This window comes from Pantoea sp. Sc1, assembly GCF_000255315.1.
GTDB lineage: Bacteria > Pseudomonadota > Gammaproteobacteria > Enterobacterales > Enterobacteriaceae > Pantoea > Pantoea anthophila.
Genome location: NZ_AJFP01000001.1, coordinates 1,816,051 through 1,841,495 on the forward strand (window position 1 = coordinate 1,816,051; position 25,445 = coordinate 1,841,495).

The following is a 25,445-nucleotide window of genomic DNA, read 5'->3' on the forward strand; positions in this document are numbered from 1 at the left end:
GCAAGTGCTAATCAGGGTCAGCCATTTACCCCCTTCATTCCCTCTTCAGAGTAGCGGCCACCTTTGACTTCGATCTGCTGATGCAGGCCATTCAGCAGCCGGACATCGGCCTCTTCCAGTTCAATCTCTGCGGCCCCGGCATTTTCATGAAGCCAGACGAGCTGCTTCGTGCCTGGGATCGGCACCACTTTTTCATACTGAGCCAGTAACCACGCCAGCGCAATCTGCCCGCTGGTGGCGTGATATTTCTCAGCCAGCGGCGCGATCGCGTTAAGAAGGCTGAGATTGTGGTCGAGATTTTGTTGCTGGAAGCGGTCATTATTTTTGCGGAAGTCGCCTTCAGTAAAATCGCTGTTGTTACGGTATTTACCGGTAAGAAAACCTCTGCCCAGCGGCGAGTAGGGCACCAGTCCGATGCCGAGCTGTTTCACCATTGGCAGGATCGCCGCCTCAATGTCCCGCGTCCAGAGTGAATACTCCGTCTGTAATGCCGCCAGAGGATGCACGGCATGCGCGCGCTTCAGCGTGGCGGCGGAGGCTTCGCATAATCCAATCTGTGCAATCTTGCCCTGCTGCACCAGACTGCTGAGGCACGCCATGCTCTCCTCAATCGGTGTCGCTGGACTGATACGATGCAGATAGAACAGGTCGATGCGCTCAACGCCCAGTCGTTTCAGCGACGCGTGGCAGCTGCGAATAATGTAGTCCGGCTCATTATTGATGGTGCGGGCATAAGCCTCATCCGCTGGCCGGGCGATGCCACATTTGGTGGCGACGGTAAATGTCTGCCGGTCGGCCTGGCTCAGCCCGGCAAGAAACTGACCGATCAACTGCTCGTTGTGGCCGCGGCCATAAAGATCGGCGGTGTCGATAAAGGTGATGCCGGTTTCGCGTAGCTGGTTAAGCAGCTGCAGGGCGTGGCGGTCGTCGGTCTGACCATAAAATTCGCTCAGCCCCATTGCGCCATAACCGATCGCGCTGACCTCCAGCCCCTGAGATAACGTGCGTGTTTTCATTGTCTCTCCTCGTGAGTGAGTCGCCATTGTTTCACTCATGCCGACAGCCATGAATTGCTGTTCTGGCAATACCAGAAAGGTATCAGGCAGGTGAATAAATAAGCGGGTAAGCGGCGGAGGAGGTTATTAATTGCACAACTGAAAACGGCGGGAATGGGTAATTAACGCTTCGTTTTGAGAGCAGCGTAAATATATTTTCGCCGATGAAGTGCGGCTGTTTTTAAGGGATGGCTTACTTTTGAGTGGATAATTTTTCCAGCGCTGCGAGAACCGCCTCGTTTTTTTCATCGGCACGGATAGCGGCATACACATCAATGGCCAGGTGCCGGGCCGCGCGTTCGCTCAGCGGCCGGTAGCAGAGTCCGGCCTGATTGAAGGTACATTTTGACCGGGGCATCAGGGCGAAACCCTTGCCTCTGGCGATATGGGATAGCATCAGCAGTGAATCTTCCGGCTCCCGCTGCCGTCTCAGCGTCACGCGAAGCGTAGCGAAGTAGCGCTCACATTTGTCGTAGAACAGCGGATTGGCACTGCGCGCGAACCAGAACAGGGGCAGGTCAGCCACGGCCTCAGGCGAAACCTGTTCCGCCCGGGCGGCAGGATGGGAGGCGGGCAGGACGACCAGCAGCGGCTCGCGGTAAACCCAGGCGTAGTGGACGGCCTCATCAGCCTCCGCGCCTTTTTCTCCGGTGAGGATTAAATCGAGCGTGTTACGGGCCAGGTTCTGCAGCAGCTGCGCGGAGGTCAGGCTGGGCAGCTCCATCTCGTCACTGGCATGAAGTGCAACGAGCTGCTGGTTAAGCGGCGTGATAGCTTCAAAGTTCAGCGTTCGGGTTACGCCGATACGCAGGCGCGAGGCAACAGGGCCCGCATCCTGGCTTAAGGCTTCGAGGGCGATGAGGATCGCTTCCGCTTTAGCAACCAGGGCCTGCCCGGCTTCGGTGAGCGTCACCTCATGGGGTGTCCGGCTGAAGAGCGGCTGTCCCAGCAGATCTTCCAGACTCTGAATCTGGCGGGTCAGGGGAGGCTGCGTCATTCTCAGGCGTTCAGCGGCCCGGCGAAAGTTAAGCTCATGCGCGACAGCCAGAAAGCATTGCAATTGCTTTACCGCAGGAAGGTGACGGCTGATGAGATGCGCTGCTACAGACATGAGGTCGTTCTGCCACTCAGAGAAGGGGGAATAAGGCAGGCGGGGTCAGCGACGGAGAGGGAAGGCCCTCTCCGCCGCGACGATTACATGCGCTCGACGGTGTCGATGCCCAGCGTATCCAGACCCTGCTTCAGCGTCTTCGCAGTCAGCGCAGCCAGCTGCAGCCGGCTCAGGCGGGTTGACTCTGACTCTGCCGTCAGGATCGGGCAGTGCTCGTAGAAGCCGGAGAAAAGACCGGCCAGATCGTAGAGATAGGCACACATCACATGGGGAGTGCCGTCACGGGCAACCTGAGTGATGATCTCTTCGAACTGCAGCAGGCGGGTCGCCAGCTGGGCTTCGCGCTCTTCGCTGATGACAATCTCTGCATCCAGCGAATCGGCATCAATACCCGCCTTACGGAACACCGAGAGTACGCGGGTGTAGGCATACTGCATGTAGGGCGCCGTGTTACCTTCGAAGGCCAGCATGTTGTCCCAGTCGAAGATGTAGTCGGTGGTGCGGCTCTTGGAAAGGTCAGCATATTTCACCGCACTGATCCCGACCACTTCCGCCAGCGTTTTGACTTCCGCTTCGCTCATCTCCGGGTTCTTCTCGCGCACCAGCGTGTAAGCACGCTGATAAGCTTCATCCAGAAGGTCGGAAAGCTTGATGGTGCCACCGCTGCGGGTTTTGAACGGACGGCCATCTTTGCCCAGCATCATGCCAAAGGCATGGTGTTCGAGCGGCACCGACTCGGGAACATAACCGGCTTTACGCACGATAGTCCAGGCCTGCACCAGGTGCTGATGCTGACGGGAGTCAATGTAGTAAAGCACACGGTCAGCTTTCAGGGTCTCATAACGATATTTCGCACAGGCGATATCGGTCGTGGTGTAGAGGTAGCCACCATCCTTCTTCTGGATGATGACGCCCATCGGCTCACCTTCTTTGTTCTGGAACTCATCCAGGAACACCACGGTCGCGCCTTCACTCTCCACGGCTAACCCTTTCTGTTTCAGGTCAGCCACGATGCCAGGCAGCATATCGTTGTAAAGACTCTCACCCATCACATCGTCGCGGGTCAGGGTGACGTTCATGCGGTCATAAATCTTCTGGTTCTGACTCATCGTGATGTCGACCAGCTTCTTCCACATCTCACGGCAGTAAGGATCGCCACCCTGTAATTTCACCACGTAGCTGCGTGCGCGCTCGGCAAACTCAGGATCTTCGTCATAGGTGCGCTTGGCTTCACGGTAGAAGGCTTCGAGATCGGCCAGCGCCATCTCTGCGTGATTCTCGTTCTGCTGCTTTTCCAGGAACGCGATCAGCATGCCGAACTGAGTGCCCCAGTCGCCGACGTGGTTCGCACGGATCACCCGATGGCCGAGAAACTCCAGCGTACGAACAGCGGCATCACCAATGATGGTGGAACGGACGTGGCCCACGTGCATCTCTTTGGCGACGTTAGGCGCAGAGTAGTCGACCACGATCGTCTGAGGCTCAGCCAGCTGCACGCCCAGACGCGGCAGACTCAGGGCTTCACGGGCATGCTTCGCCAGCCAGGCGTGATCAAGGAAAATATTGATGAAGCCCGGTCCGGCAATTTCGACTTTGCTGGCGATGCCGGTCAGGTCGAGATGCTGGATCACCGCTTCCGCTAATTGTCGCGGAGCCTGTCCCAGCTTTTTCGCCACGGCCATAATACCGTTGGCCTGATAGTCTCCAAACTGAACCCTGGCGGACTGACGAACCTGCGGTTCGCAATCGGCGGGTGCGCCGGCTAAAACCATTGCCTGACTGACTTTTGCGGAAAGAAGTGCCTGAATATTCACCGAGTTACCTTCATAAGCTGAACAACGCCCGAGCCTGCTAAGCCGGACTGTCATCATCTTGCCTGACAGCATCGCGTCACGGACGGGCAGAAACGGATGAGGCAGACAAAACGGAAAAAATGAGGGGGAAAGTATACGTGAAATGTCAGTGGGCGTCAGTAGCTGGATGAAGCGGGGAAACAGAGCCAGAGAAGATGTTTCCCGGAGGCATTAACGACGTCTCAGATGACGGCGGGGGTTCTTAACGCTTTTATCTTCACGCACCTTCCAGTGGCGGGAAATTGCAAATCCCATCAGTGCGATCAGGACAGCGACAACGATGAGCATAGACATAGAGCCATTCCTTTTGGTTGTGTTAGGTCAAATTTATAGGAAGGCAGGGAGAGCTGCAATTGATTGAGGTTGAAATGAGAGTTATCTTATTGTAATAAAGAAGTCTAATTTAATCATGTATTTAATATAACTTCATCAAGGAACTCATGGTCCTAAACAGGAGATAAATCCGAAATGAAAGATGTTATTATGCGGTTTTGCGTTAAATTTCCGGTCAAATAAGATGAATCTTATCATTTATTACGCTTAACTCCCGGCGCACAATAAAGCAGACTGGTCACAAAAGTTAAATAAAGAGAGAGGAATAAGGGTTGTGAAGCATACTTTTCCGGCAGAATTGGATGATTTAAAGTCAGATTTAGAGCGTTTTGAAGAATCGTTGCAAAACTTTGCGCAGCGCCTGGGTTTGTCTCTTTGCGATCATGAAATCGACCATATTGCGGTGCGCTGTCATCAGGACACCACGGCGGCACGCTGGCAGAAGGGTCTGCAGCAGATGGGCACAGAATTTTCCTCCGCCGTCATCAACGGGCGACCGATTTGTCTGTTTAAGCTCGATCAACCCTTAACCGTGGCAGGGTGTCAGATTGATGTGGTGGAACTGCCGTGGCCGGGTGAAAAGCGTTATCGCCATGAAGGCTGGGAACACGTTGAGGTCGTGTTACGCGGCGATCCGGAGTCGCTGGGCATGCGCGCAATGGCCTTGCTCTCTGACCCGGCACTGACGCAGCCGGGCATTTCGTTTAAAACCAGCGCGCCGAAGGGAGAGAATGAGCGTCTGCCCAATCCGACGCTGGCGGTGACGGATGGACAGACGACAATCAAGTTTCATCCGTGGCGACTGGAAGAGATTGTCGCCAGCGAGCAGAACTAAATCCGGGCGGCGACCGCGCGTTTCAGGCGGGCGACCGCCTCGTCAAGCAGCGCGCGCGTGCAGCCGAAATTGAGCCGGACAAACTGGTCATTGCCAAATTCCCGGCCTGCGGTTAAGCCCAGACCGTGTTTTTCGAAGTAGAGCGCCGGGCTGGCGACGCCCAGTTCGCTGGCGTCGATCCAGGCCAGGTAGGTGGCTTCCGGGGCGGCGAGTGACAGACCGGTCATTTTATTGACCTGCGACACCAGCCAGTCGCGGTTGCTGCGCAGGTAGAGGTTCTGCGCTTCCAGCCAGGATTCACCCTCGCGCCACGCCGCCGCCGCTGCCGTAATCGCCAGAATATCAACGTCAGGCACAATGCCGCGCCGCAACCGCGTAAAACGCGCGCGCAGTTCGGGGTTCGGAATAATGGCGATGGATGCGCCAAGCCCGGCAATATTAAAGGTTTTGGACGGCGATATCAGGGTTACGCTGCGCTGCGCGGCGTCTTCGCTCAGGCTGGCAAACGGGATGTGCTGAACACCCGGCTCCAGCAGCAGATCGCTGTGGATCTCGTCAGAGCAGACAATCAAATCGTGCTTCTGCGCAAAGGCGAGCTGCGCCAGCAGTTCATCCCGGCGATAGACGGTGCCGCCCGGATTCTGCGGATTGCAGAGCATTAACAGCCGCTCGCTGCCCGTCATCTCACCCTCGGCTGCCGTCAGATCCAGCAGCCAGCGTCCCGCGTTCAGGGTCAGCGGCAGATTCAGCTGAGCACGCTCCGCCAGCTTTGACGCCCCGCGAAACGGGGGATAAATCGGGGTCGGCGCTATCGTGCGTTCGTCTGAGGCCGTAAAGGCACGGACAGCCAGGTTCAGCCCGCTCACCACGCCGGGCAGTACCACAATCCACTCCGGATTTACGTGCCACTGATAGCGTGAGGCAAGCCAGGAGATCGCGCTGTCGATAAACTCAACGGGCGTGTCGCCGTAACCAAAAATCCCATGTTCGGCACGGGCTTTTATCGCGTTGATGATGCAATCCGGCGATCGGAAATCGGTATCCGCGACCCACAACGGCAGAATGTCCTGGTCCGCATATTTGTTCCATTTGAGACTATCGCTGTGACGGCGGTCTATCCGTTGGTCGAAATTGAATGTCATAGTTAACTTTCCCGGTAAACTCATTCCAGCAGCCAGACTAACTGATGAATCTGCCTTGAACCAGAGTCATGTAAAGGAGAAGAGAATGACCACACTGGAAATTTGCTGCTATGGCGTGGACTGCGCCGTGACCGCACAACAGGCGGGTGCCGATCGGGTTGAACTCTGTGCCGCCCCGCGCGAAGGCGGTCTGACCCCGTCTGCGGGGATGCTGAAGGCGGCCCGTCAGGCGGTATCGATTCCGGTTCATCCTATTGTCCGGCCACGCGGGGGCGATTTTTGTTACACCGCACGTGAATTTGAAGCGATGAAATCGGACGTGGCGCTGATCCGTGAACTCGGTTTCCCGGGGCTGGTGATTGGTATGCTGGATGAAGATGCCCACATCCATCAGGGGCAGATGCGTCAGATTATGGCGCTGTGTGACGGCCTGAGCGTCACCTTTCATCGGGCCTTCGATCTCTGTCACAGCCCTAAGCGCGCCCTGGAAACATTAACCGATCTGGGGGTGGCACGGATTCTGACCTCCGGGCAGCAGCAGAGCGCCGAAAACGGAATTGCATTACTCCGGGAACTTAATGAGACCAGCACGGGTCCTACTATTATGGCGGGTGCCGGGGTACGTCTCAGCAACCTGCAAAAGTTTCTCGATATGGGCATTCGCGAAGTTCACAGCTCGGCCAGTCGCCTGATGGCTTCGCCAATGCGCTACCGCAAAGCGGGTGTTTCCATGTGTTCAGAAGCCGAAACCGACGAGTTCAGCCGCTACTGCGTCGACGGCGATGTGGTTGAGGCGATGAAAAGCGTGATGCAGATGAGCAGCGTCCGGGTCGCCTGAGCTACAACAGATTTTGCCGCGCAGCACGCCGATCATTGACGTGGTGTTTGCAAGTACCAAACCCCAGTATGCTTGCTGGGGTTCTTTTTGTCTGAAACCTCTGCTCGCCCCGGTTCTCTGCCGCTTTTCATTCCGGATTGCTCATTATCTCACCTCCGCTTACTTCACCGGAAAAGACGATCATACCGTGCTTGAATTTATCGCCCGCAGCCGGTCAGCCTGACAGACATGAGCAGCCGTCGTTCAGATGAATTATTCACTGCCATCCAGGACTTTTACCGCAGAGAGCCACGCAAACCGCCGCGCTATCCGTTACGCTTAGATCACCGCACCGCTTGAGGCATAACTCCGGGCGGCAGCTTCAATTCGTCACCGGTTGCCACTGTTTTTCACGGCAGGGTTTACACTTACAGCAACGTTGCCCGGAACTGACCCTATGAATCGCAATCAGAGTGCCGCTCTCATCCTGTTGCTGACTGCGCTGTGCAGTGGCAGCGTGGCGGCCAGCGCATGCCGGCCGCAGAGCACAACCATCACCAACAGCAATAATCTGATTCTGCTCGGCGGCAATGCCAAAGGCGCAGTGAAGCAGGTGATTGCGGGGGAATTTGGCAAGGATGTGAATTCTCAAAAGCGGGTGCTGGGCCAGTTTGACGCCTGCGGCGACCTGACCGTGGCTGACGTCAGCTATGACAAAAATGAGCGCAACGTGATCCTCAGCATGGAGCAACACATTGCCAGGGTACAGGGCGGCTGGGTGGCGGAATATGCGTATCTGGTCAAAGTGCTGAAAGAGGGCAAAGAAGTCGTTGTTGATAACCGGCAGGGAACGATTAACTGGCAGAAAGGGGAGCATGGCAATATCACCAGCGCCTCTGACAAATTTATCAGCATGGGAAAAAGCGGTTTTACCGACACGACCTATCGCTATGATCGTCAGTTGCGCCTGGAGAAGAGCGTGGCGCGCGGCAGCGACCCGACGACCAACGGCGAGTTTCACTATCACTGGAATCCAAAGGGACTGGTGACGCGCACCACTTCCGCCCGCAGCACGGACAACTACACCTACGATCCGCAATGGCGTGAAGTGCGTCTGAACGGCACGGCCAGCACGCCGCTGAGCACGATCCGCTCGGTGGACGAGTGCCAGTCATGGGATGAGGTCGGTAACTGCACCCTGAGCTACCTGCATGAGACCGAAATCTTCACGCGCGGCACCATCGAACGCCACCTCAGTTCTGCCTATAAATATGAGTACTGGGATCAGCCTGCGGCGGAGGAGTAACGGGCGATCGGATCATCGCCCGTTGGCGGCTTATTTCACTGTCTGACTAAAGGCATCCAGCGCCAGCAGGGCGTTGGCAATATCTTCCGGTGACAGATGAGGATTCAGGTTTTTCAGCGTATCCCCCTCACTGTTGGCCAGAGCGCCCACTTTCACCAGATTCTCCCAGCTTTCATTTTCAAGATGCATCTCGCGGAGCGTGGTCGGCATGTTGATAGAGCGATAGAAACGGATGTAGCGCGCAATTTCCTCGTCCGGACGCTGCTCCAGCACCATCTGCGTCAGTGTGCCATAGGCAACTTTTTCGCCGTGGGTCAGATGATGAATTTCACCATCAATGGCGGTAAAACCATTGTGAATGGCGTGAGCGGCTGCCAGCCCGCCGTTTTCAAAGCCCAGTCCTGAGAGCAGCGTATTCGCCTCAACCACCGCTTCCACGGCGGGTGTAACCCGTTTTTCGCTCACGGCGATATAGGCGCTGTAACCCCACTTGAGCAGTGTTTCTTCGCAGGCACGGGCAATCGCCAGTCCGGCAAGGGTCGGATCGCCGTTGACCATGGATTTCGCATGGGAACGCGCCACGGCCTGCGCTTCAACCCAGGTGGCCAGCCCATCGGCAATGCCAGAGGCAAAGAGTCGCGCAGGCGCACTGGCGCAGACAGCCGTATCCACCAGCACCAAATCAGGGTTTTTGCTGTAGAAGCGATAGCTCTCAAATACGCCACTGTCAGAGTAGATGACCGACAGGGCGCTGCAGGGGGCATCGGTAGAGGCAATGGTCGGCACGATGGCTACCGGCTGCTGAAGTTCGTCCGCTACCGCCTTAACCGTGTCCAGCGTTTTGCCGCCGCCCAGCCCGACAATCACGTTACAACCCTGGCGCTTCGCCAGCGCACTGAGACGGGTGATCTCATTGCTGGAGGCCTCGCCGTTAAATTGCTGCCAGCTGAATTTCACTCCCGCGGACTGCAACGTCTGTTGCGTCCGTTCACCAATCAGCTTCCAGACAACCTCATCCGCCACCAGAAAAGCCTGATCGCCCAGTTCAGTCAGCAACGTTCCCAGCTCGTCCAGTACACCTGCGCCCTGCACATATTTACGGGGTGATGAAAAAATAAATTTACTCATAATCACGTCTCCTTAATATGAATAGCCCGACCCGATCCAGCCTGGCACAATCCGCCCGGGGTGGCAGCTGATCCCGCGCATTACGCTGTCAGGGCTGTTAAGCTGCCTGAACCCCCCTTACCGGGAGAAACAACGGAGAATCATTATGAGCGCCACGCTCTTTTCATTTCTGTTTGCGATAACCATTCTGACGCTCACGCCTGGGTTTGACACCGCGCTGGTGCTGCGAACGGCCATTGCGCAGGGCTGGCAGCGCGCCTGGGCGACAGCGCTGGGTGTGACGCTGGGTTGTCTGCTCTGGGGGATCGCCGTCGGGCTGGGGCTGGGGGCGCTGCTGATGGCGTCTGAGATTGCCTATAACCTGCTGAAATGGCTCGGCGCGGCCTGGCTCTGCTATCTGGGCATTCGGTTGCTGGTCACCCCGCGCCAGCAGTCGCCTGCTGTAGCTCAGCCCGCGGTTCGGCAGCAGGGCTATCTGGCCTGCTTCAGTCGGGGATTGATGGGCAACCTGCTGAATCCAAAAGTGGGGGTCTTTTACGTCACCTTTCTGCCTCAGTTCATTCCGGCCGGAGCGTCAGTGCCGCTCTGGTGCAGCCTGATGGCGCTGGCTCACATGCTGCTGGGGCTGGTCTGGAATGCGGTGCTGATTGGCGGCAGCCACTTTTTCGCCGGTCATCTGCAAAAACCTGCGGTGCTGAAGGTGATGGATCGTTTGACCGGCTGCGTGTTTATTGGATTTGCGGCGAAACTGGCCTTGTCCCGCCGCTGAGACGTCAGGGTTTGGTGGCGACCAGCACGGCACGCAGGGGCGCGGGGTAGCCCTCAATCGTTTTGCTGGCGTCATCGGGGTCGAGAAACTCTGCCAGGGATTCGCTGGTCATCCAGTCGGTCCGGCGCTGCTCTTCCGTGGTGGTGCGGGCAAAATCAACGATCCGCACATCCACAAACCCGCTTTTTTCCAGCCAGCTCTTCAGGGCCTCGGCTGACGGAATAAAGAAGACGTTGCGCATCTGGGCATAGCGCTCGCCGGGCACCAGAACCTGATTGACATCGCCCTCAATCACCAGCGTTTCCAGCACCAGTTCGCCGCCGCTGACCAGCTGGTTCTTGAGCTGTAACAGGTGATCCAGCGGGGAGCGACGATGATAGAGCACGCCCATAGAGAAGACGGTATCAAACGCCTGCAGTGCCGGTAACTGCTCGATCCCCAGCGGCAGCATGTGCGCCCGGCGATCGTCATTGAGCAGCTTGCGCACGGCTTCAAACTGCACCAGAAAGAGCTGCATCGGATCGATGCCGACCACCAGATGTGCACCGGCACCGATCATGCGCCACATGTGATAGCCGCTGCCACAGCCCACATCAAGCACGGTGCGGCCCGCCAGGGGGGAGATGTGCGGCAATACGCGCTCCCACTTCCAGTCAGATCGCCACTCGGTGTTGATGTGCGTGCCATAGAGGGAGTAAGGCCCTTTGCGCCACGGCATCAGGTTACGCAGTAATTTTTCAATGCCCTGACGATGGCGATCGCTGATGTCATCACGGTCGGCGGTGACGCTGTGCAGCAGGTCCAGCTTCTGGGGCGCGAGCAGCGGCAGATACTCCAGCGACTTGTACCAGTCGCGGAAGTGACCGTGCAGGTTTTCCCGCTGCCATTCGCTGATTTGAGCCGGTAATACTTCCAGCCACTTCGCCAGCGGGCCTACCGCAATATGCTGATAAAAACGGCCAAAGTCGATCATTTCAACGCCACCAGTGAACCAAAATTAAAGCACTGGAACCAGAGTTCGGCGTGCGGGAAACCAGCCTGCTTCAGGCGGGCTTTGTGGGCTTCTACGCTGTCGGTCAGCATCACGTTTTCCAGCATGCTGCGCTTCTGGCTGATTTCCAGTTCGCTGTATCCGTTGGCGCGCTTGAAGTCGTGATGCATGTTAAATAACAGCTCACCAACTTCCGCATCTTCAAAACTGAACTTCTCAGACAGCACCAGCGCGCCACCCGGTTTCAGTCCCTGCCAGATTTTCGTCAGCAGCGCCAGCCGTGCAGGCGGCTCAAGAAACTGTAACGTGAAGTTGAGCACCACCAGCGAGGCGTTCTCAATCTCAATATCGCGGATATCCGCTTCCAGCACCGTCACCGGCGTATCGGCGCGGAAGGCATCCAGATGACGACGGCAGCGTTCCACCATCGCGGGCGAGTTATCCACCGCGATGATCTCACAACCCGGCACATGAATATTGCGGCGCACCGACAGGGTGGCTGCGCCCAGTGAGCAGCCCAGGTCATACACCCGGCTCTGCGGGGTAACAAAACGTTCTGCCAGCATGCCAATCATCGAAATGATGTTGGAGTAGCCAGGCACCGAGCGCTGAATCATGTCAGGAAAGACTTCAGCCACGCGCTCGTCAAAAGTCCAGTCGCCCAGTTTTGCAATGGGCGCTGAGAAGAGTTGATCGCGGTCAGACATATCGAAAATCCGAAGAGACGACGGAAAGGGCGCTATTCTGGCAGAAAGTGGGGCAGGCTGCACCCCTTAACCCCGCCCCGCTTAATGGAGCGACAGCACCAGATCCCAGGGGAGATAGATCAGGTTAAAAATAACCATGCCGCAGAGGGAAAAGAGCGTCAGCATCATGCCATATTTGCGACCGGTCATTGCGCTGTTGCGTAATCCCCAGGCGTGCAGAAAGCGGCCGATGAAAAACAGCAGCGCGGTGAGATGCACCATCCAGATATCCGCGCCGTTCATCTCCATCACGACCAGCAGCAGCAGCGCCAAAGGGATGGTTTCGATGGCGTTACCGTGAATGCGAATCGCCATTTTCAGGTCGTGATAGCCGCCGTCGCCATACGCCACGCGATAAAAACGGCGGAAACGCACGACGTCCAGCGTGAATTTCATGATCAGTAAGGCACCCAGTACCACGTATAACGCGCTTATCATTGTCACTCCGGTACGCATTCAGAAGAGGGGCTATTCTATCCAGCGTTCGGCACGCTGTCCCGTATGGCGTTTAAAACAGTGATGCCTGCTGCGGCCAGTCTGGCCCGTCACCGATGGCCGGATCGATCTGTTGCAGCTGCGGCCACAGCGCCTGCACCAGTGGAAAAACCTGGCCCATATCGGGCGTGTGCAGAAACAGCATGGCGTCACCCTGCTGCTGCCACTCGGCCAGTTTGCTGCGCCAGATCTGAAACAGCGGCACACTCTCTTCCACGCTGTCGCTGCCGATAAAGCGCACCATCGGCTGTGATCCGGTGCGCAGCGCGTGGGGCGGCACCCGCGGCTTCTGCGCGCGGGCGGCCAGCGCGGCCGGACTCTGTGAGGTGGAAGCATGCACCGGACGGCTGTCGAGCATCACGCGATTGATGCCGCGTGCCAGCAGGCCACGGTTCAGCGCCCGCTCCGCCTCGCCTTTGGCAAAGAACGCGGGATGGCGCACCTCCACCCCGTAGTGAAAACGGCGTGGCAGGCTGTCGAGAAAACGCCACAGGTCATCGAGCTGCGGCGGGGAGAAGCTGGCCGGCAGCTGCAGCCAGTACTGACCGATGCGATCGGCCAGCGGCTCCATCAGGCGCAGAAAATCGGTCAGCAGATCGTCGCTGTGCTGCAGCGCCGCCTGATGGCTGATGGTGTTGGGAAACTTAAAGCAGAAGCGAAATGCCTCATGCGTCATGTCGCGCCAGCGCATCACCGTTTCAGCATTTGGCAGCGCATACAGCGTGGTGTTTCCCTCCACACAATGGAAATAGCGGGCATAGTCCGCCAGGCTTTCAATGCCCCAGCGTTTCCAGTGTGAGTGCTGCCACTGGGGCAGGCCAATACGCAGTGTCACGCGCGCTCCTCGCGGCCGGTTAAGATACCCTATTATCTGTCAGGCTCAGGCAGGGGGGCAAATGCACAGAGGAAATCGGTGCTTTGGCGCGGATATGTTTATCCTGCCTGGCTTTTTCCATTATAATGGCCGCCATTTTTGCGACAGCATCGCATCAGGTAACGCGGCCGGATGCTGTCAGCTGCAGCGGCGAAGTTAAAAGGATAGTGTTATGCGTACAGAATATTGCGGACAGCTCAATCTGTCTCATGTGGGTCAGCAAGTCACGCTTTGCGGCTGGGTAAACCGCCGTCGCGATCTGGGCAGTCTGATTTTTATCGACATGCGCGACCGTGAAGGCATCGTACAGGTGTTCTTCGATCCCGATCGTCAGGACGCGTTTAAGCTGGCTTCTGAACTGCGTAACGAATTCTGCATCCAGATTACTGGTACCGTGCGTGCGCGTGATGAGAAGAACAAAAACAGCGACATGGCGACCGGTGAAGTGGAAGTGTTCGCCCAGGAACTGACCATCATCAACCGCTCTGAACCCCTGCCGCTGGACTCTAATCAGACCAACAGCGAAGAAGCGCGCCTGAAGTATCGCTATCTGGATCTGCGTCGCCCGGAGATGGTGGCTCGTCTGAAAACCCGCGCCCGCATCACCAGCTTTGTGCGTCGCTTTATGGATGACGAAGGCTTCCTGGATATTGAAACCCCGATGCTGACCAAAGCGACACCGGAAGGTGCGCGTGACTATCTGGTGCCAAGCCGGGTTCACAAAGGGAAATTCTATGCGCTGCCGCAGTCACCGCAGCTGTTCAAACAGCTGCTGATGATGTCCGGTTTTGACCGCTACTATCAGATCGTGAAATGCTTCCGCGATGAAGATTTACGTGCCGATCGTCAGCCTGAATTTACCCAGATCGATGTTGAAACCTCGTTCATGACCGCGCCACAGGTGCGTGAAACCATGGAGCGTCTGATTCGCAACCTGTGGCTGGACGTCAAGGGTGTGGATCTCGGTGAGTTCCCGCAGATGACCTTTGCGGAAGCGATGCACCGCTACGGCTCCGACAAGCCGGACCTGCGTAACCCGATGGAGCTGGTGGACGTAGGCGACCTGCTGAAAAACGTCGAATTCCAGGTCTTCTCTGGCCCGGCCAACGATGAAAAAGGCCGCGTCGCCGCGCTGCGCGTGCCGACCGGTGCACAGCTGAGCCGTAAGCAGATTGATGAGTATGGCAAGTTTGTCGAGATTTACGGCGCGAAAGGCCTGGCGTGGATGAAGGTCAATGTTCGTGCCGATGGACTGGAGGGCGTGCAGAGCCCGGTTGCCAAATTCCTGAACGCGGAGATCGTTGAGGGCATCCTGAGCCGTACCGGCGCGCAGGATGGCGACATCATCTTCTTTGGTGCTGACCGCGCTAAAGTAGTGGCTGACGCACTGGGTGCCCTGCGCCTGAAGGTAGGTCGCGAGCTGAACCTCACCGACGAGAACGCCTGGGCACCGCTGTGGGTAATCGATTTCCCGATGTTCGAAGAGGACGAAGAGGGCGGTCTGGCCGCGATGCACCATCCGTTCACGGCGCCAAAAGAGATGAGCGCCGAAGAGCTGGCGGCCGATCCGACCCGTGCCGTGGCGAACGCCTACGACATGGTGATCAACGGTTACGAAGTGGGCGGCGGTTCTGTGCGTATCCACAACGGCAACATGCAGCAGACGGTGTTCAGCATTCTGGGTATTGAAGAGCACGAGCAGCGTGAGAAGTTTGGCTTCCTGCTGGACGCGCTGAAGTTCGGTACGCCGCCGCATGCGGGCCTGGCGTTTGGTCTGGACCGTCTGACCATGCTGCTGACCGGCACCGACAACATCCGTGACGTAATCGCCTTCCCGAAAACCACGGCTGCCGCCTGTATGATGACCGAAGCGCCAAGCGAAGCGAACCCGGCTTCCCTGCTGGAGCTGGGCATTCAGGTGGTTAAAAAAGAAAAGCTCGAGAATAAATAATGGGCTATAAACACCCGGTTTCAGTGCTGGTAGTGATTTCGGCGCGTGATAATGGCCGGGTGTTGATGCTGCAGCGGCGTGACGATCCCGCGTTCTGGCAGTCGGTCACCGGCAGCCTGGAGCCGGGTGAGTCTCCGCTGGCGACCGCCTGTCGCGAAGTGAAAGAAGAGGTCGGTATTGATGTGCTGGCGGAGCGTCTGGAGATGGAAGATTGTCAGCGTCAAATCGACTTTGAAATCTTTCCCCATTTCCGCCATCGCTATGCACCGGATGTCACCCATAATCACGAGCACTGGTTTCGCCTGCAACTGCCAGCGGAGCGCGATGTGAGGCTGACCGAGCATCTGGCCTTTCGCTGGCTGACAGCGGCGGAGGCGGCAGCATTGACCCGTTCATGGAGTAACCGCCAGGCAATCGAAGAGTTCGCCTGAAAACCTGTCGCCGCACGCTATTCCGGCGACGGAGAGATGATAAGTTGAATCGGGTGAGTGTTAACACAACGACACCACACTATTAAACAGTCGGGCGTCATCGCCGCCGCGACAATGTTCCCCGCCAGCAAGAGGGCACCCGCGGCAGGTTGACCGCGAGGATGACGCGCAGGCTCGCCCGTCACGGGCTGACAGGTTACGACCTGTCTGAGCTACGCCGGAGGACAGGATCGCAGCCAGATCGCCCGCACCCTGTAAAAGATCGGAGAGAAGAGAAAATGGCAGGACACAGTAAGTGGGCTAACACCAAACACCGTAAGGCGGCGCAGGACGCGAAGCGCGGCAAAATCTTCACCAAAATCATTCGTGAACTGGTGACGGCAGCCAAGCTGGGCGGCGGCGATCCGGGGTCTAACCCCCGTCTGCGTGCGGCGATGGATAAAGCGCTGTCTAACAACATGACGCGTGACACCATGGATCGCGCCATCGCGCGCGGTGTGGGCGGCGATGACAACGCCAACATGGAAACCATCATCTATGAAGGTTACGGTCCGGGTGGCTCCGCCATTATGATTGAATGCCTCAGTGACAACCGCAACCGTACCGTTGGCGAAGTGCGTCACGCCTTCACCAAAACCGGCGGCAACCTGGGAACTGACGGCTCCGTGGCCTACCTGTTTAACAAAAAAGGCGTCATCTCCTATGCGCCAGGCCAGGATGAAGATGCGGTCATGGAAGCGGCGCTGGAAGCGGGTGCTGAAGACGTGGTCAGCTACGACGATGGCGCGATTGATGTCTTCACCGCATGGGAAGAGATGGGCAGCGTGCGTGATGCACTGGAAGCCGTCGGCCTGAAAGCGGATACCGCAGAAGTCTCGATGATCCCGACCACCAAAGCGGAAATGGATGCGGAAACCGCACCGAAACTGCTGCGTCTGATCGACATGCTGGAAGACTGCGACGATGTGCAGGAGGTTTATCACAACGGTGAAATCTCCGACGAGGTGGCGGAAACGCTGTAATGGCGCTGACCATCACCGCTTCAACCGGAGAGGCGTAATGTCGATTATCCTGGGTATCGATCCCGGCTCACGCATCACCGGTTATGGGGTTATTCGTCAGACTGGCCGCCAGCTCACCTACCTGGGCAGCGGCTGTATCCGCACCAACACCGCCGAGCTTCCCGCCCGCCTGAAGCTGATTTATGCGGGCGTCTGCGAAATCATCACGCAGTTCGCACCCGACTACTTCGCCATTGAACAGGTGTTTATGGCAAAGAATGCTGACTCGGCGCTGAAGCTGGGTCAGGCTCGCGGTGCGGCGATTGTTGCAGCGGTCAACCACGACCTGCCGGTGTTTGAATATGCCGCCCGTCAGGTTAAGCAGACGGTGGTTGGGATCGGCAGCGCCGAAAAAAGCCAGGTGCAGCACATGGTGCGGACCCTGCTGAAGTTACCGGCAAACCCGCAGGCGGATGCCGCTGATGCCCTGGCCATTGCGATTACGCACTGTCACGTGGCACAGAATGCGACGCGGATGAGTGACAGCAAGCTGGTACTCACGCGCGGACGATTGCGATCCGGTTAACGGCCGCGGCACCGTCTCACTCTCAGGCTGGATATTCATCCAGCCTTTTTTATGTTATAAAATCCGCCACATTCGTAAGTTAAGGAAGCATTCAGGTGATAGGTCGTTTACGGGGCAACATTCTGGAAAAGCAGCCGCCACTGGTGCTGCTTGAGGCACACGGCGTCGGCTATGAAATTTACATGCCTATGACCTGTTTTTATGAGCTGCCTGAACTTCAGCATGAAGCGGTGATTTTTACCCACTTTGTGGTGCGCGAAGATGCCCAGCTGCTGTTTGGTTTTAACAGCAAGCAGGAGCGCACGCTGTTCCGCGAACTCATCAAAGTGAATGGCGTCGGGCCAAAACTGGCGCTGGCGATCCTCTCCGGCATGTCGGCGCAGCAGTTTGTGACCGCGGTGGAAAAAGAGGAGATCGCGTCGCTGGTGAAACTGCCCGGCGTGGGTAAAAAGACCGCCGAGCGTCTGGTGGTGGAGATGAAGGACCGCTTTAAAGGGATGCACGGCGACCTGTTTGGCGGTGATTCAGCCTTTACACTCACCACGCCAGGGCCGGAAGCGGATACCAACGATGCGGAAGCGGAAGCGGTTGCAGCGCTGGTATCACTGGGTTATAAACCGCAGGAAGCGAGCCGTATGATCAGTAAAGTCGGTCGACCGGATGCGGATTGTGAAACCCTGATCCGCGAAGCGCTACGCGCCGCCATTTGAGGTAAGTGATGATAGAAGCCGACCGTCTGGTCTCCGCTGCCAGCGTTAACGAAGAAGAGATTATCGATCGCGCCATCCGGCCAAAGCTGCTGAATGAGTATGTCGGACAGCCACAGGTGCGTGAGCAGATGGAGATTTTCATCAAGGCCGCGCAGCTGCGCGGTGATGCGCTTGATCATCTGCTGATCTTCGGTCCGCCGGGGCTGGGTAAAACCACCCTGGCGAACATCGTCGCTAATGAGATGGGCGTTAACCTGCGCACCACCTCGGGCCCGGTACTGGAAAAAGCCGGGGATCTGGCGGCGATGCTGACCAACCTTGAGCCGCACGACGTGCTGTTCATTGATGAAATCCACCGCCTCTCGCCGGTCGTGGAAGAGGTACTCTATCCGGCGATGGAAGATTATCAGCTGGATATCATGATTGGTGAAGGCCCGGCAGCGCGTTCGATTAAGCTCGACCTGCCGCCGTTTACCCTGATTGGTGCTACTACCCGTGCCGGCTCACTGACCTCGCCACTGCGCGACCGCTTTGGCATTGTGCAGCGGCTGGAGTTCTATCAGGTTAAGGATCTGCAGCACATCGTGGGCCGCAGCGCCGCCTGTCTCGGTCTGGCGCTGAGTGACGACGGTGCGTTAGAGATCGCCCGCCGCGCCCGCGGCACGCCGCGTATCGCCAACCGTCTGCTGCGCCGGGTTCGTGACTTCGCCGAAGTCCGGGCCAACGGTGAGATGAGCGGTGAAGTCTCCTGCAGTGCGCTTGATATGCTCAATGTGGACAGTGAAGGCTTCGACTATATGGACCGCAAGCTGCTGCTGGCCATTATCGATAAGTTTATGGGTGGGCCGGTCGGACTGGACAACCTGGCGGCGGCCATCGGTGAAGAGCGCGAAACCATCGAAGATGTGATTGAACCCTTCCTGATTCAGCAGGGCTTCATTCAGCGCACACCGCGTGGCCGTCTCGCCACGCAGCATGCTTATCGTCACTTCGGCATCACGCGCGAAGATTAAACGGCGGGCTTGCGCACCATGCTGAAGATAAACAGGATGGCGGCGCACAGCACCACTGACGGGCCGGCTGGCGTATCATAGAACGCGGAAAAGGTCAGCCCGCCGGTCACAGCGATGACCCCGATCACCACCGCGACGGCTGCCATGCCTTCCGGCGAACGAACAAAACGCCGGGCGGTCGCCGCCGGTATGATCAGCAGCGACGTGATAATCAGCGCCCCCACGAACTTCATCGCGACACCGATGGTCAGTGCGGTGATCAGCATCAGGATCAGCCGGGTGCGCTGAATATTGACGCCATCCACCTGCGCCAGCTCCGGGCTGATGGTCATCGACAGCAGCGATCGCCACTGCCATGCCATCACCAGCAGCACAACCACCACGCCACCGCCCATCATCCAGAGATCGTCTGGCGTCACCGCCAGCAGATCGCCGAACAGATAGGCCATCAGATCGACGCGCACATTCTTCATCAGGCTGACGACCACCAGACCCAGTGACAGCGCGCTGTGCGCCATGATCCCCAGCAGCGTGTCGATCGCCAGATGGGGGCGCCGTTCCAGCCAGACCAGACCCAGCGCCAGGCAGACCGTCACCAGAATGACCGCATAGTAAGGATTAACGTTAAACAGCAGGCCAAACGCGACGCCGAGCAGGGAGGCGTGTGCCAGAGTGTCACCGAAGTAGGACATCTTGCGCCAGACGACAAACGAACCCAGCGGGCCGGCAGCCAGCGCTAACATCACGCCGCCTATCCAGCCCGGTAATAACAACTCAATCATGATGAACTCTGTCCTTTGCGTAAAACGATACGTCCCTGAAGGTCGTGACGGTGATTATGATGGTGACGGTAGATCGCCAGCTCCTGCGCACCGCGCGGACCAAACATGGCGATAAATTCGGGATGCTGTGACACCGCTTCGGGGGTACCGGAACAGCAGATGTGGTGATTCAGGCAGAGCACTTCATCAGTTTTAGCCATCACCAGGTGGAGGTCGTGAGAGACCATCATCACGCCGCAGTTCAGTTCAACGCGCAGCTGATTGATCAGATCATAGAGGGCGACCTGACCGTTGACATCCACCCCCTGCGTCGGCTCGTCCAGCACCAGCAGCTGAGGCTGGTTGAGCAGGGCGCGCGCCAGCAGCACACGCTGCGTTTCACCGCCCGAGAGTTTCTGCAGCGGCGCATTAAGTAAGTGGCCCGCCTGCACGCGTTTCAGGGCGGGGAGGATCTCCGCCTGTTTACTGCCGCGGGTCAGACGCATAAAACGTTCGACGGTCACCGGCAGCGTCGGATCGATATGCAGTTTCTGTGGCACATAGCCAATACGCAGATCGGCATGGCGCTGAACCGTCCCGCTGGTGGGGGCGAGCAAACCCAGCACCACACGGACGAGCGTAGACTTACCGGCGCCGTTAGGCCCGAGCAGGGTGAGAATACGGCCAGGCTGCAACGCCAGGCTGACGCCCGATAAGACGTTGCGCTGGTTAAATTTTATCGAAACGTTATCAAGTGTGACAAGTGAGGTCATAGTATTTACAGGTTGCACAGAATTTCGAATGTTATAATATCACATTCCACTTCATGGTCACGATGGAATGACGCAATATGTTACATAATAAAAAAGGCGCAATTTTCGCCTTATCGGCCTTCGCTGTTTCAGCTTCGTTAACCCTTCCTGCAGAGGCCAACGTCGTCGCCTCATTAAAACCGGTCGGTTTTATCGCCGCAGCCATTGCCGATGGTGTTACCCCGGTTGATGTTCTGCTGCCAGATGGTGCCTCTGAACACGATTATGCCCTGCGCCCCTCTGATGCAAAACGCTTAAAAAACGCGGACTTAGTCGTCTGGGTTGGCCCTGAAATGGAAGCGTTTATGGCGAAGTCTGCATCTGAACTTCCGGCCAAAAAAAATCTCGCTATGGTCGACATCGACGGCGTAAAACCGTTATTGATTAGCGGCGGTGAAGATGAAGATGAACACGCAGCGGAAAATTCTGAAGAACAGGATGCCGATGCACATCACCATCATCACGGTGAGTTTAATATGCACCTGTGGTTGTCGCCAGAGATCGCGCGCAAGACCGCGGTTGCAATCCATGGAAAATTATTGGAACTTATGCCGCAAGATAAAGCCAAACTTGACGCCAACCTCCAGCAGTTTGAGGTAGCGTTGGCAGACACGGACAAACGCGTTAGCGCACAACTTGCTCCGGTCAGAAATAAAGGATATTTCGTTTTTCACGACGCTTACACGTACTTTGAAAAGCACTACGGTCTCTCGCCTGCCGGGCATTTTACCGTTAATCCTGAAATTCAGCCGGGCGCACAGCGTTTACACCAGATACGAACACAGTTGGTTGAGCAAAAGGCGGTCTGCGTCTTTGCTGAGCCACAATTCAGGCCAGCAGTCATCGATGCTGTTGCCCGCGGAACGCAGGTGCATAAAGGCACGCTCGACCCGCTGGGGACAGACATCAGTCTGGCAAAAGACAGCTATGTGAAATTCCTCTCACAGCTGTCGGGCCAGTATGAAAGCTGCCTGAAAGGAGCATGAGGAATAGGTAAAAGTGCAGCAGATAGCCCGCTCTGTCGCCCTCGCATTTAATAATTTGCCGCGCCCCCACCGCGTAATGCTGGGTTCTTTAACTGTAGTCACTCTGGCCGTCGCTGTCTGGCGGCCTTATGTTTACCATCCCACCGATGACGTGACGCCTATCGTCAAAACGATCGAGCTGGACAAAAGTGAACTTCGTACGCTGCTGCCAGAAGCCAGTGAGCCTATCGATCAGAGCACACCGGAACCGGACGAAGAGCTGCCTGCAGACGATGTCGACACCGACGTGCCGGATACGGCAGGCGTGCATGACTACACCGTCTCTTCCGGCGATACGCTGAGCAGCGCCCTGAATCAGTATGGCATCGATATCGCTGACATCAATGCGCTGGTGGTGAGCGACCGCGATCTGCGAAATCTGCAGGTGGGTCAGCAGCTGAGCTGGACGCTGGATGATGATGGCGGTCTGAAAACCCTGAGCTGGGAAATCTCCCGTCGTGAAACCCGCACCTATGAGCGCACCCCGAAGGGTGGCTTCAAGATGGAAGCGGAGATGCAGAAGGGCGAATGGCGCAACAGTGTCATGCAGGGCGAAGTGCGTGGCAGTTTTGCTGCCAGTGCCATGCGGGCCGGACTGAGCGGCGCTGAAGCAAGCGCCGTCATCAAAGCGATGCAGTGGCAGATGGACTTCCGCAAGCTGCGTGCCGGTGATCAGTTCAGCGTTCTCATGTCGCGCGAAATGCTGGACGGTAAAAGTGCACAGAGCCAGTTGCTGGGCGTGCGCCTGCGCAGCGGGGGCAAAGACTATTACGCGTTCCGTGCCGAAGATGGCAAGTTCTACGATCGCAGCGGCTCCGGCCTGGCGCGCGGCTTTATGCGCTTCCCGACGGTTAAGCAGTATCGTGTCTCCTCTAACTTTAATCCGCGCCGTCTGAACCCTGTGACGGGGCGTATTGCGCCGCACAAGGGCGTCGACTTTGCACTGCCGATCGGCACGCCGGTACTGGCTGTCGGAGATGGCGAGATCGTCGTGGCGAAAAATGGCGGTGCCGCCGGTAACTATGTTGCCATTCGTCATGGCCGTCAGTATATGACGCGTTATATGCACATGAAGAAAGTGCTGGTGAAGCCGGGTCAGAAAGTGAAGCGCGGTGACCGTATCGGCTTGTCCGGTAATACCGGACGTTCAACCGGGCCGCACCTGCATTTTGAAATCTGGATCAATAATCAGGCGGTCAATCCATTAACGGCGAAACTGCCGCGCATGGAAGGCCTGACCGGTAAAGAGCGCAGCGAGTATCTGGCGCAGATGAAATCCTGGCTGCCGCAGCTGGGCCTTAAGTAGCGATTTTCATCAGGTTGCACAAAAACCGACGGTTTCCCCGTCGGTTTTTTGTTATCCGGACCGTGATGATTGCAAATTTGTTTGCCGCCACTATCATTAGCCGGTCATTGCTTGAGGCGAGTGCATGGAAACCCGTAAAAAAATAACACTGAATTCATTCCCGTTTTTGAACGATCTTTTCTCAAACCGAAATACTGGGGCAGCTGGCTGGCGATTGGCGCACTGGCCGGTCTGGCTTATTTACCGCCAAAAGTGCGCGATCCGCTATTAAGCCGCTTAGGCCGGTTCGCCGGTAAGCTGGCAAAAGGTGCGCGTCGTCGTGCGCTGATTAACCTCTATTACTGCCTGCCGGAACTCAGCGAAGCGCAACGCGCCACGCTGGTGGACGAAATGTTTGCGACTGCACCGCAGGCGATGACGATGATGACCGAGCTGGTGCTGCGCGATCCGGCCCGCATTCGTCAGCGTGTCGAATGGCATGGTCGTGAAATTATCGACCAGATGAAAGCCGCGCAGGAGAATGTGATTTTTCTGGTACCCCACGGCTGGGCGGTGGATATTCCGGCCATGCTGCTGGCGTCAGAAGGGCAGAAGATGGCGGCGATGTTCCATAATCAGAGCGATCCGCTGCTCGATTATGCCTGGAACACCGCGCGTCGTCGTTTCGGTGGCCGGATGCATGCCCGAAATGATGGCATTAAGCCGTTTATCAGTTCGGTGCGCCAGGGCTACTGGGGCTACTATCTGCCCGATCAGGACCATGGCGCCGAGCACAGCGAGTTTGTTGACTTCTTCGCGACCTACAAAGCAACGCTGCCCGCAGTCGGGCGGCTGATGAAAGTGTGTCGGGCCCGCGTGGTGCCGCTGTTCCCGGTCTATAACAGTGAGCGGCATATTCTTGAAATCTATGTGCGTCCGCCGATGGATGATCTGCTCGAAGCGGATGATCATCAGCTGGCTCGCCGGATGAATGAAGAGGTGGAAATTTTTGTCCGCCCGCATCCCGAGCAGTACACGTGGATCCTCAAGCTGCTGAAGACCCGCAAAGAGGGTGACATCGAACCCTACTCGCGCAAAGAGCTCTATCCACGCAAATAGTCTGAAGGCCGCGCAAGCGGCCTTTTTTTATAACGCTTCGAGTTTGCTGCGACGCTTTCGCTCGCGCATAAACAGGATCACCAGACCAAACCACAGCACGCCACTGATAAAGTTGATCAGGCAGAACCAGAGTGTGCCACCGCTGAAGTAGCCACTCTTCGCCAGCTCAATCCCCACCGCCAGCGTCAGAATACTGATCATCCCCAGCATCGCCGCCACGCTGCCTTTACCCTCATTGCTGGCGTACAGCGTCAGGCGGTAGAGCCCGGCGTTCACCATGCCTGCACCAAAAGCGTAGAGGCTGAGACCGGCCGTAATCAGCAGATAGCCATGGCTGTTCAGCAGGCTCGCCACCAGCGCCAGGCTCAGACCGATCAGAATCGGCCAGGCAGCAAACTTCACAGGCTGCTCAATCGGCACGCGTCCCGCCAGCTTACTCAGCGTCAGGTTACCGGCGATCATCGCCAAAAAGACCGGAAGCTGCAGCAGGGCATACTGCATCCGCGACAGGCCTTCGTCATGCATCAGGATCACCGGCGAGAGGGCAACCCAGGTGAGGATCGGGATAAAGACCATGCCGATGGCAAAAGAACCGGACATCACCAGCCGATCCTTCATCAGCCGGCCATAGTTGCGCGCCAGACTGGGCAGGGCGATAGAGTGACTGCGGTCGCCCGCGGTTTCGGGCATGACCCGCCACAGCACCGCGAACGCCACCAGGCTGCAGGCGGCAAACAGCCAGAACATGCTGCGCCAGCTGCCGACGGTCAGCCAGGCAGCACCGGCCAGCGGGCCGGCCAGGGGAGCCAGCAGCGCCACGTTGGCCATCAGCGCCATCATGCGCACCGCCAGCGCCTCATCAAAGGCTTCCTGAATCGCGGCATAACCCACTGCGCCAATAAAGCAGAGGCTGATGCCCTGAACAAAGCGCAGGCTGACAAATTCCTCAATGGAGCTGACCCAGTTGGTCAGGATACAGGCGATGGCAAAAAACAGGATGCCGGCAAGCATCACCGGGCGGCGGCCAAACTTATCGGAGAGCGGGCCAAGCAGCCATTGCAGTACCACGCCGCCAATCAGGTAGGCGGTCAGTGAGGTGGAGACCCACTCCGGGCCGACAGCAAATTCGCTGGTGACGATCAGCATGCCCGGCTGGATCATGTCGTGAGCAATATAGGTGGCAAACTCAAACAGCACTAATGCCAGAGGGAAAAGCAGAATCCGGCCGGTCAGCTGGCTGATGGGGTGAAAACGGGCCATCTGGCCTCCTTGTCAGAAAAGAAAACGCGACTGGCT

26 protein-coding genes are annotated in these 25,445 nt (G+C 57.4%); 13 read left to right on the forward strand and 13 right to left on the reverse strand.

Annotation, left to right across the window (positions count from 1 at the left end; all coding sequences use genetic code 11):
- Positions 1–17: 17 nt before the first annotated feature.
- The 4 genes from S7A_RS08380 to S7A_RS21735 all read right to left on the reverse strand — a co-directional run bounded on the left by S7A_RS08380 (position 18) and on the right by S7A_RS21735 (position 4,313).
- Positions 18–1,016: an aldo/keto reductase gene (locus tag S7A_RS08380; protein ID WP_009089692.1), complete on the reverse strand. Its 999-nt coding sequence runs from the start codon at positions 1,014–1,016 to the stop codon at positions 18–20.
- Between the two features lie 232 nt (positions 1,017–1,248).
- Positions 1,249–2,166 (reverse strand): LysR substrate-binding domain-containing protein, encoded by a 918-nt coding sequence (locus S7A_RS08385; RefSeq protein ID WP_033736209.1) that lies wholly within the window; start codon positions 2,164–2,166, stop codon positions 1,249–1,251.
- A gap of 83 nt (positions 2,167–2,249) precedes the next feature.
- The gene (argS, locus tag S7A_RS08390) at positions 2,250–3,980 is read right to left on the reverse strand and encodes an arginine--tRNA ligase (RefSeq protein ID WP_009089696.1); all 1,731 of its coding nucleotides are present in this window, start codon (positions 3,978–3,980) and stop codon (positions 2,250–2,252) included.
- A 210-nt stretch (positions 3,981–4,190) separates the two neighbouring features.
- Positions 4,191–4,313, reverse strand: coding sequence for a hypothetical protein (locus tag S7A_RS21735; RefSeq protein ID WP_009089698.1), 123 nt, complete (start codon positions 4,311–4,313; stop codon positions 4,191–4,193).
- Between the two features lie 313 nt (positions 4,314–4,626).
- Here S7A_RS21735 and S7A_RS08395 point away from each other — a divergent pair, with 313 nt between their 5' ends.
- Entirely contained in the window at positions 4,627–5,187 is a 561-nt protein-coding gene (locus S7A_RS08395; protein ID WP_009089700.1) for a VOC family protein, read from the forward strand.
- Here the strand turns inward: S7A_RS08395 and S7A_RS08400 are convergent.
- Positions 5,184–6,329 (reverse strand): MalY/PatB family protein, encoded by a 1,146-nt coding sequence (locus S7A_RS08400; protein WP_009089702.1) that lies wholly within the window; start codon positions 6,327–6,329, stop codon positions 5,184–5,186. The two genes, S7A_RS08395 and S7A_RS08400, sit on opposite strands and share 4 nt — an antisense overlap.
- Positions 6,330–6,414: 85 nt before the next feature.
- Between S7A_RS08400 and cutC the strand changes: the two genes are divergently transcribed.
- The gene (gene cutC, locus S7A_RS08405) at positions 6,415–7,167 is read left to right on the forward strand and encodes a copper homeostasis protein CutC (RefSeq protein ID WP_009089703.1); all 753 of its coding nucleotides are present in this window, start codon (positions 6,415–6,417) and stop codon (positions 7,165–7,167) included.
- 436 nt (positions 7,168–7,603) lie between these two features.
- Positions 7,604–8,452, forward strand: coding sequence for a hypothetical protein (locus S7A_RS08410; protein WP_009089704.1), 849 nt, complete (start codon positions 7,604–7,606; stop codon positions 8,450–8,452).
- Positions 8,453–8,482: 30 nt separating this feature from the next.
- Here S7A_RS08410 and S7A_RS08415 read toward each other — a convergent pair whose 3' ends face one another.
- Positions 8,483–9,580, reverse strand: a complete 1,098-nt coding sequence (locus tag S7A_RS08415; protein WP_009089706.1) for a glycerol dehydrogenase — start codon at positions 9,578–9,580, stop codon at positions 8,483–8,485.
- 145 nt (positions 9,581–9,725) lie between these two features.
- Between S7A_RS08415 and S7A_RS08420 the strand changes: the two genes are divergently transcribed.
- Positions 9,726–10,349: a LysE family translocator gene (locus S7A_RS08420; RefSeq protein ID WP_009089708.1), complete on the forward strand. Its 624-nt coding sequence runs from the start codon at positions 9,726–9,728 to the stop codon at positions 10,347–10,349.
- Between the two features lie 4 nt (positions 10,350–10,353).
- On the opposite strand, the gene cmoB is transcribed toward S7A_RS08420, so the two are convergent.
- From cmoB to S7A_RS08440, 4 genes are all read right to left on the reverse strand, one after another.
- Positions 10,354–11,322, reverse strand: a complete 969-nt coding sequence (gene cmoB / locus S7A_RS08425) for a tRNA 5-methoxyuridine(34)/uridine 5-oxyacetic acid(34) synthase CmoB (RefSeq protein WP_009089710.1) — start codon at positions 11,320–11,322, stop codon at positions 10,354–10,356.
- Positions 11,319–12,047 (reverse strand): carboxy-S-adenosyl-L-methionine synthase CmoA, encoded by a 729-nt coding sequence (cmoA, locus tag S7A_RS08430; protein ID WP_009089712.1) that lies wholly within the window; start codon positions 12,045–12,047, stop codon positions 11,319–11,321. Before cmoA ends, cmoB begins: the two co-directional genes overlap by 4 nt.
- 81 nt (positions 12,048–12,128) lie before the next feature.
- Positions 12,129–12,524 carry an MAPEG family protein gene (locus S7A_RS08435; protein WP_009089714.1) on the reverse strand — a complete coding sequence of 132 codons (396 nt, stop codon included), beginning with the start codon at positions 12,522–12,524 and terminating at the stop codon, positions 12,129–12,131.
- A 70-nt stretch (positions 12,525–12,594) separates the two neighbouring features.
- Complete coding sequence (locus tag S7A_RS08440; RefSeq protein WP_009089716.1) at positions 12,595–13,416, reverse strand: DUF72 domain-containing protein; 822 nt, start codon at positions 13,414–13,416, stop codon at positions 12,595–12,597.
- A gap of 211 nt (positions 13,417–13,627) precedes the next feature.
- On the opposite strand from S7A_RS08440, the gene aspS reads away from it, so the two are divergent.
- The 6 genes from aspS to ruvB all read left to right on the forward strand — a co-directional run bounded on the left by aspS (position 13,628) and on the right by ruvB (position 19,147).
- Positions 13,628–15,406, forward strand: coding sequence for an aspartate--tRNA ligase (gene aspS / locus S7A_RS08445; RefSeq protein ID WP_009089718.1), 1,779 nt, complete (start codon positions 13,628–13,630; stop codon positions 15,404–15,406).
- Positions 15,406–15,837, forward strand: coding sequence for a dihydroneopterin triphosphate diphosphatase (gene nudB, locus S7A_RS08450; RefSeq protein ID WP_009089721.1), 432 nt, complete (start codon positions 15,406–15,408; stop codon positions 15,835–15,837). The genes aspS and nudB overlap by 1 nt, the downstream gene beginning before the upstream one ends.
- Positions 15,838–16,115: 278 nt before the next feature.
- On the forward strand, positions 16,116–16,859 hold the full coding sequence (locus S7A_RS08455; RefSeq protein WP_009089723.1) for a YebC/PmpR family DNA-binding transcriptional regulator: 744 nt from the start codon (positions 16,116–16,118) through the stop codon (positions 16,857–16,859).
- Between the two features lie 37 nt (positions 16,860–16,896).
- On the forward strand, positions 16,897–17,424 hold the full coding sequence (gene ruvC / locus S7A_RS08460; RefSeq protein WP_009089725.1) for a crossover junction endodeoxyribonuclease RuvC: 528 nt from the start codon (positions 16,897–16,899) through the stop codon (positions 17,422–17,424).
- A gap of 95 nt (positions 17,425–17,519) precedes the next feature.
- Positions 17,520–18,134: a Holliday junction branch migration protein RuvA gene (gene ruvA, locus S7A_RS08465; RefSeq protein WP_009089727.1), complete on the forward strand. Its 615-nt coding sequence runs from the start codon at positions 17,520–17,522 to the stop codon at positions 18,132–18,134.
- 8 nt (positions 18,135–18,142) lie between these two features.
- Positions 18,143–19,147, forward strand: a complete 1,005-nt coding sequence (gene ruvB, locus S7A_RS08470) for a Holliday junction branch migration DNA helicase RuvB (RefSeq protein WP_009089728.1) — start codon at positions 18,143–18,145, stop codon at positions 19,145–19,147.
- On the opposite strand, the gene znuB is transcribed toward ruvB, so the two are convergent.
- Both znuB and znuC read right to left on the reverse strand, forming a co-directional pair.
- Positions 19,144–19,929, reverse strand: coding sequence for a zinc ABC transporter permease subunit ZnuB (gene znuB / locus S7A_RS08475; protein ID WP_009089730.1), 786 nt, complete (start codon positions 19,927–19,929; stop codon positions 19,144–19,146). The genes ruvB and znuB overlap by 4 nt on opposite strands.
- Positions 19,926–20,681, reverse strand: a complete 756-nt coding sequence (gene znuC, locus S7A_RS08480) for a zinc ABC transporter ATP-binding protein ZnuC (RefSeq protein ID WP_009089732.1) — start codon at positions 20,679–20,681, stop codon at positions 19,926–19,928. Before znuC ends, znuB begins: the two co-directional genes overlap by 4 nt.
- 77 nt (positions 20,682–20,758) lie before the next feature.
- Here znuC and znuA point away from each other — a divergent pair, with 77 nt between their 5' ends.
- From znuA to lpxM, 3 genes are all read left to right on the forward strand, one after another.
- On the forward strand, positions 20,759–21,706 hold the full coding sequence (znuA, locus tag S7A_RS08485) for a zinc ABC transporter substrate-binding protein ZnuA (RefSeq protein ID WP_009089734.1): 948 nt from the start codon (positions 20,759–20,761) through the stop codon (positions 21,704–21,706).
- 13 nt (positions 21,707–21,719) lie between these two features.
- Positions 21,720–23,051: a murein DD-endopeptidase MepM gene (gene mepM, locus S7A_RS08490; RefSeq protein WP_009089735.1), complete on the forward strand. Its 1,332-nt coding sequence runs from the start codon at positions 21,720–21,722 to the stop codon at positions 23,049–23,051.
- 156 nt (positions 23,052–23,207) lie between these two features.
- Positions 23,208–24,149: a lauroyl-Kdo(2)-lipid IV(A) myristoyltransferase gene (lpxM, locus tag S7A_RS08495; RefSeq protein WP_033736210.1), complete on the forward strand. Its 942-nt coding sequence runs from the start codon at positions 23,208–23,210 to the stop codon at positions 24,147–24,149.
- A gap of 27 nt (positions 24,150–24,176) precedes the next feature.
- On the opposite strand, the gene S7A_RS08500 is transcribed toward lpxM, so the two are convergent.
- A complete protein-coding gene (locus tag S7A_RS08500; RefSeq protein ID WP_009089739.1) occupies positions 24,177–25,409 on the reverse strand; it encodes an MFS transporter in 1,233 nt (410 codons plus the stop codon).
- Positions 25,410–25,445: the final 36 nt, after the last annotated feature.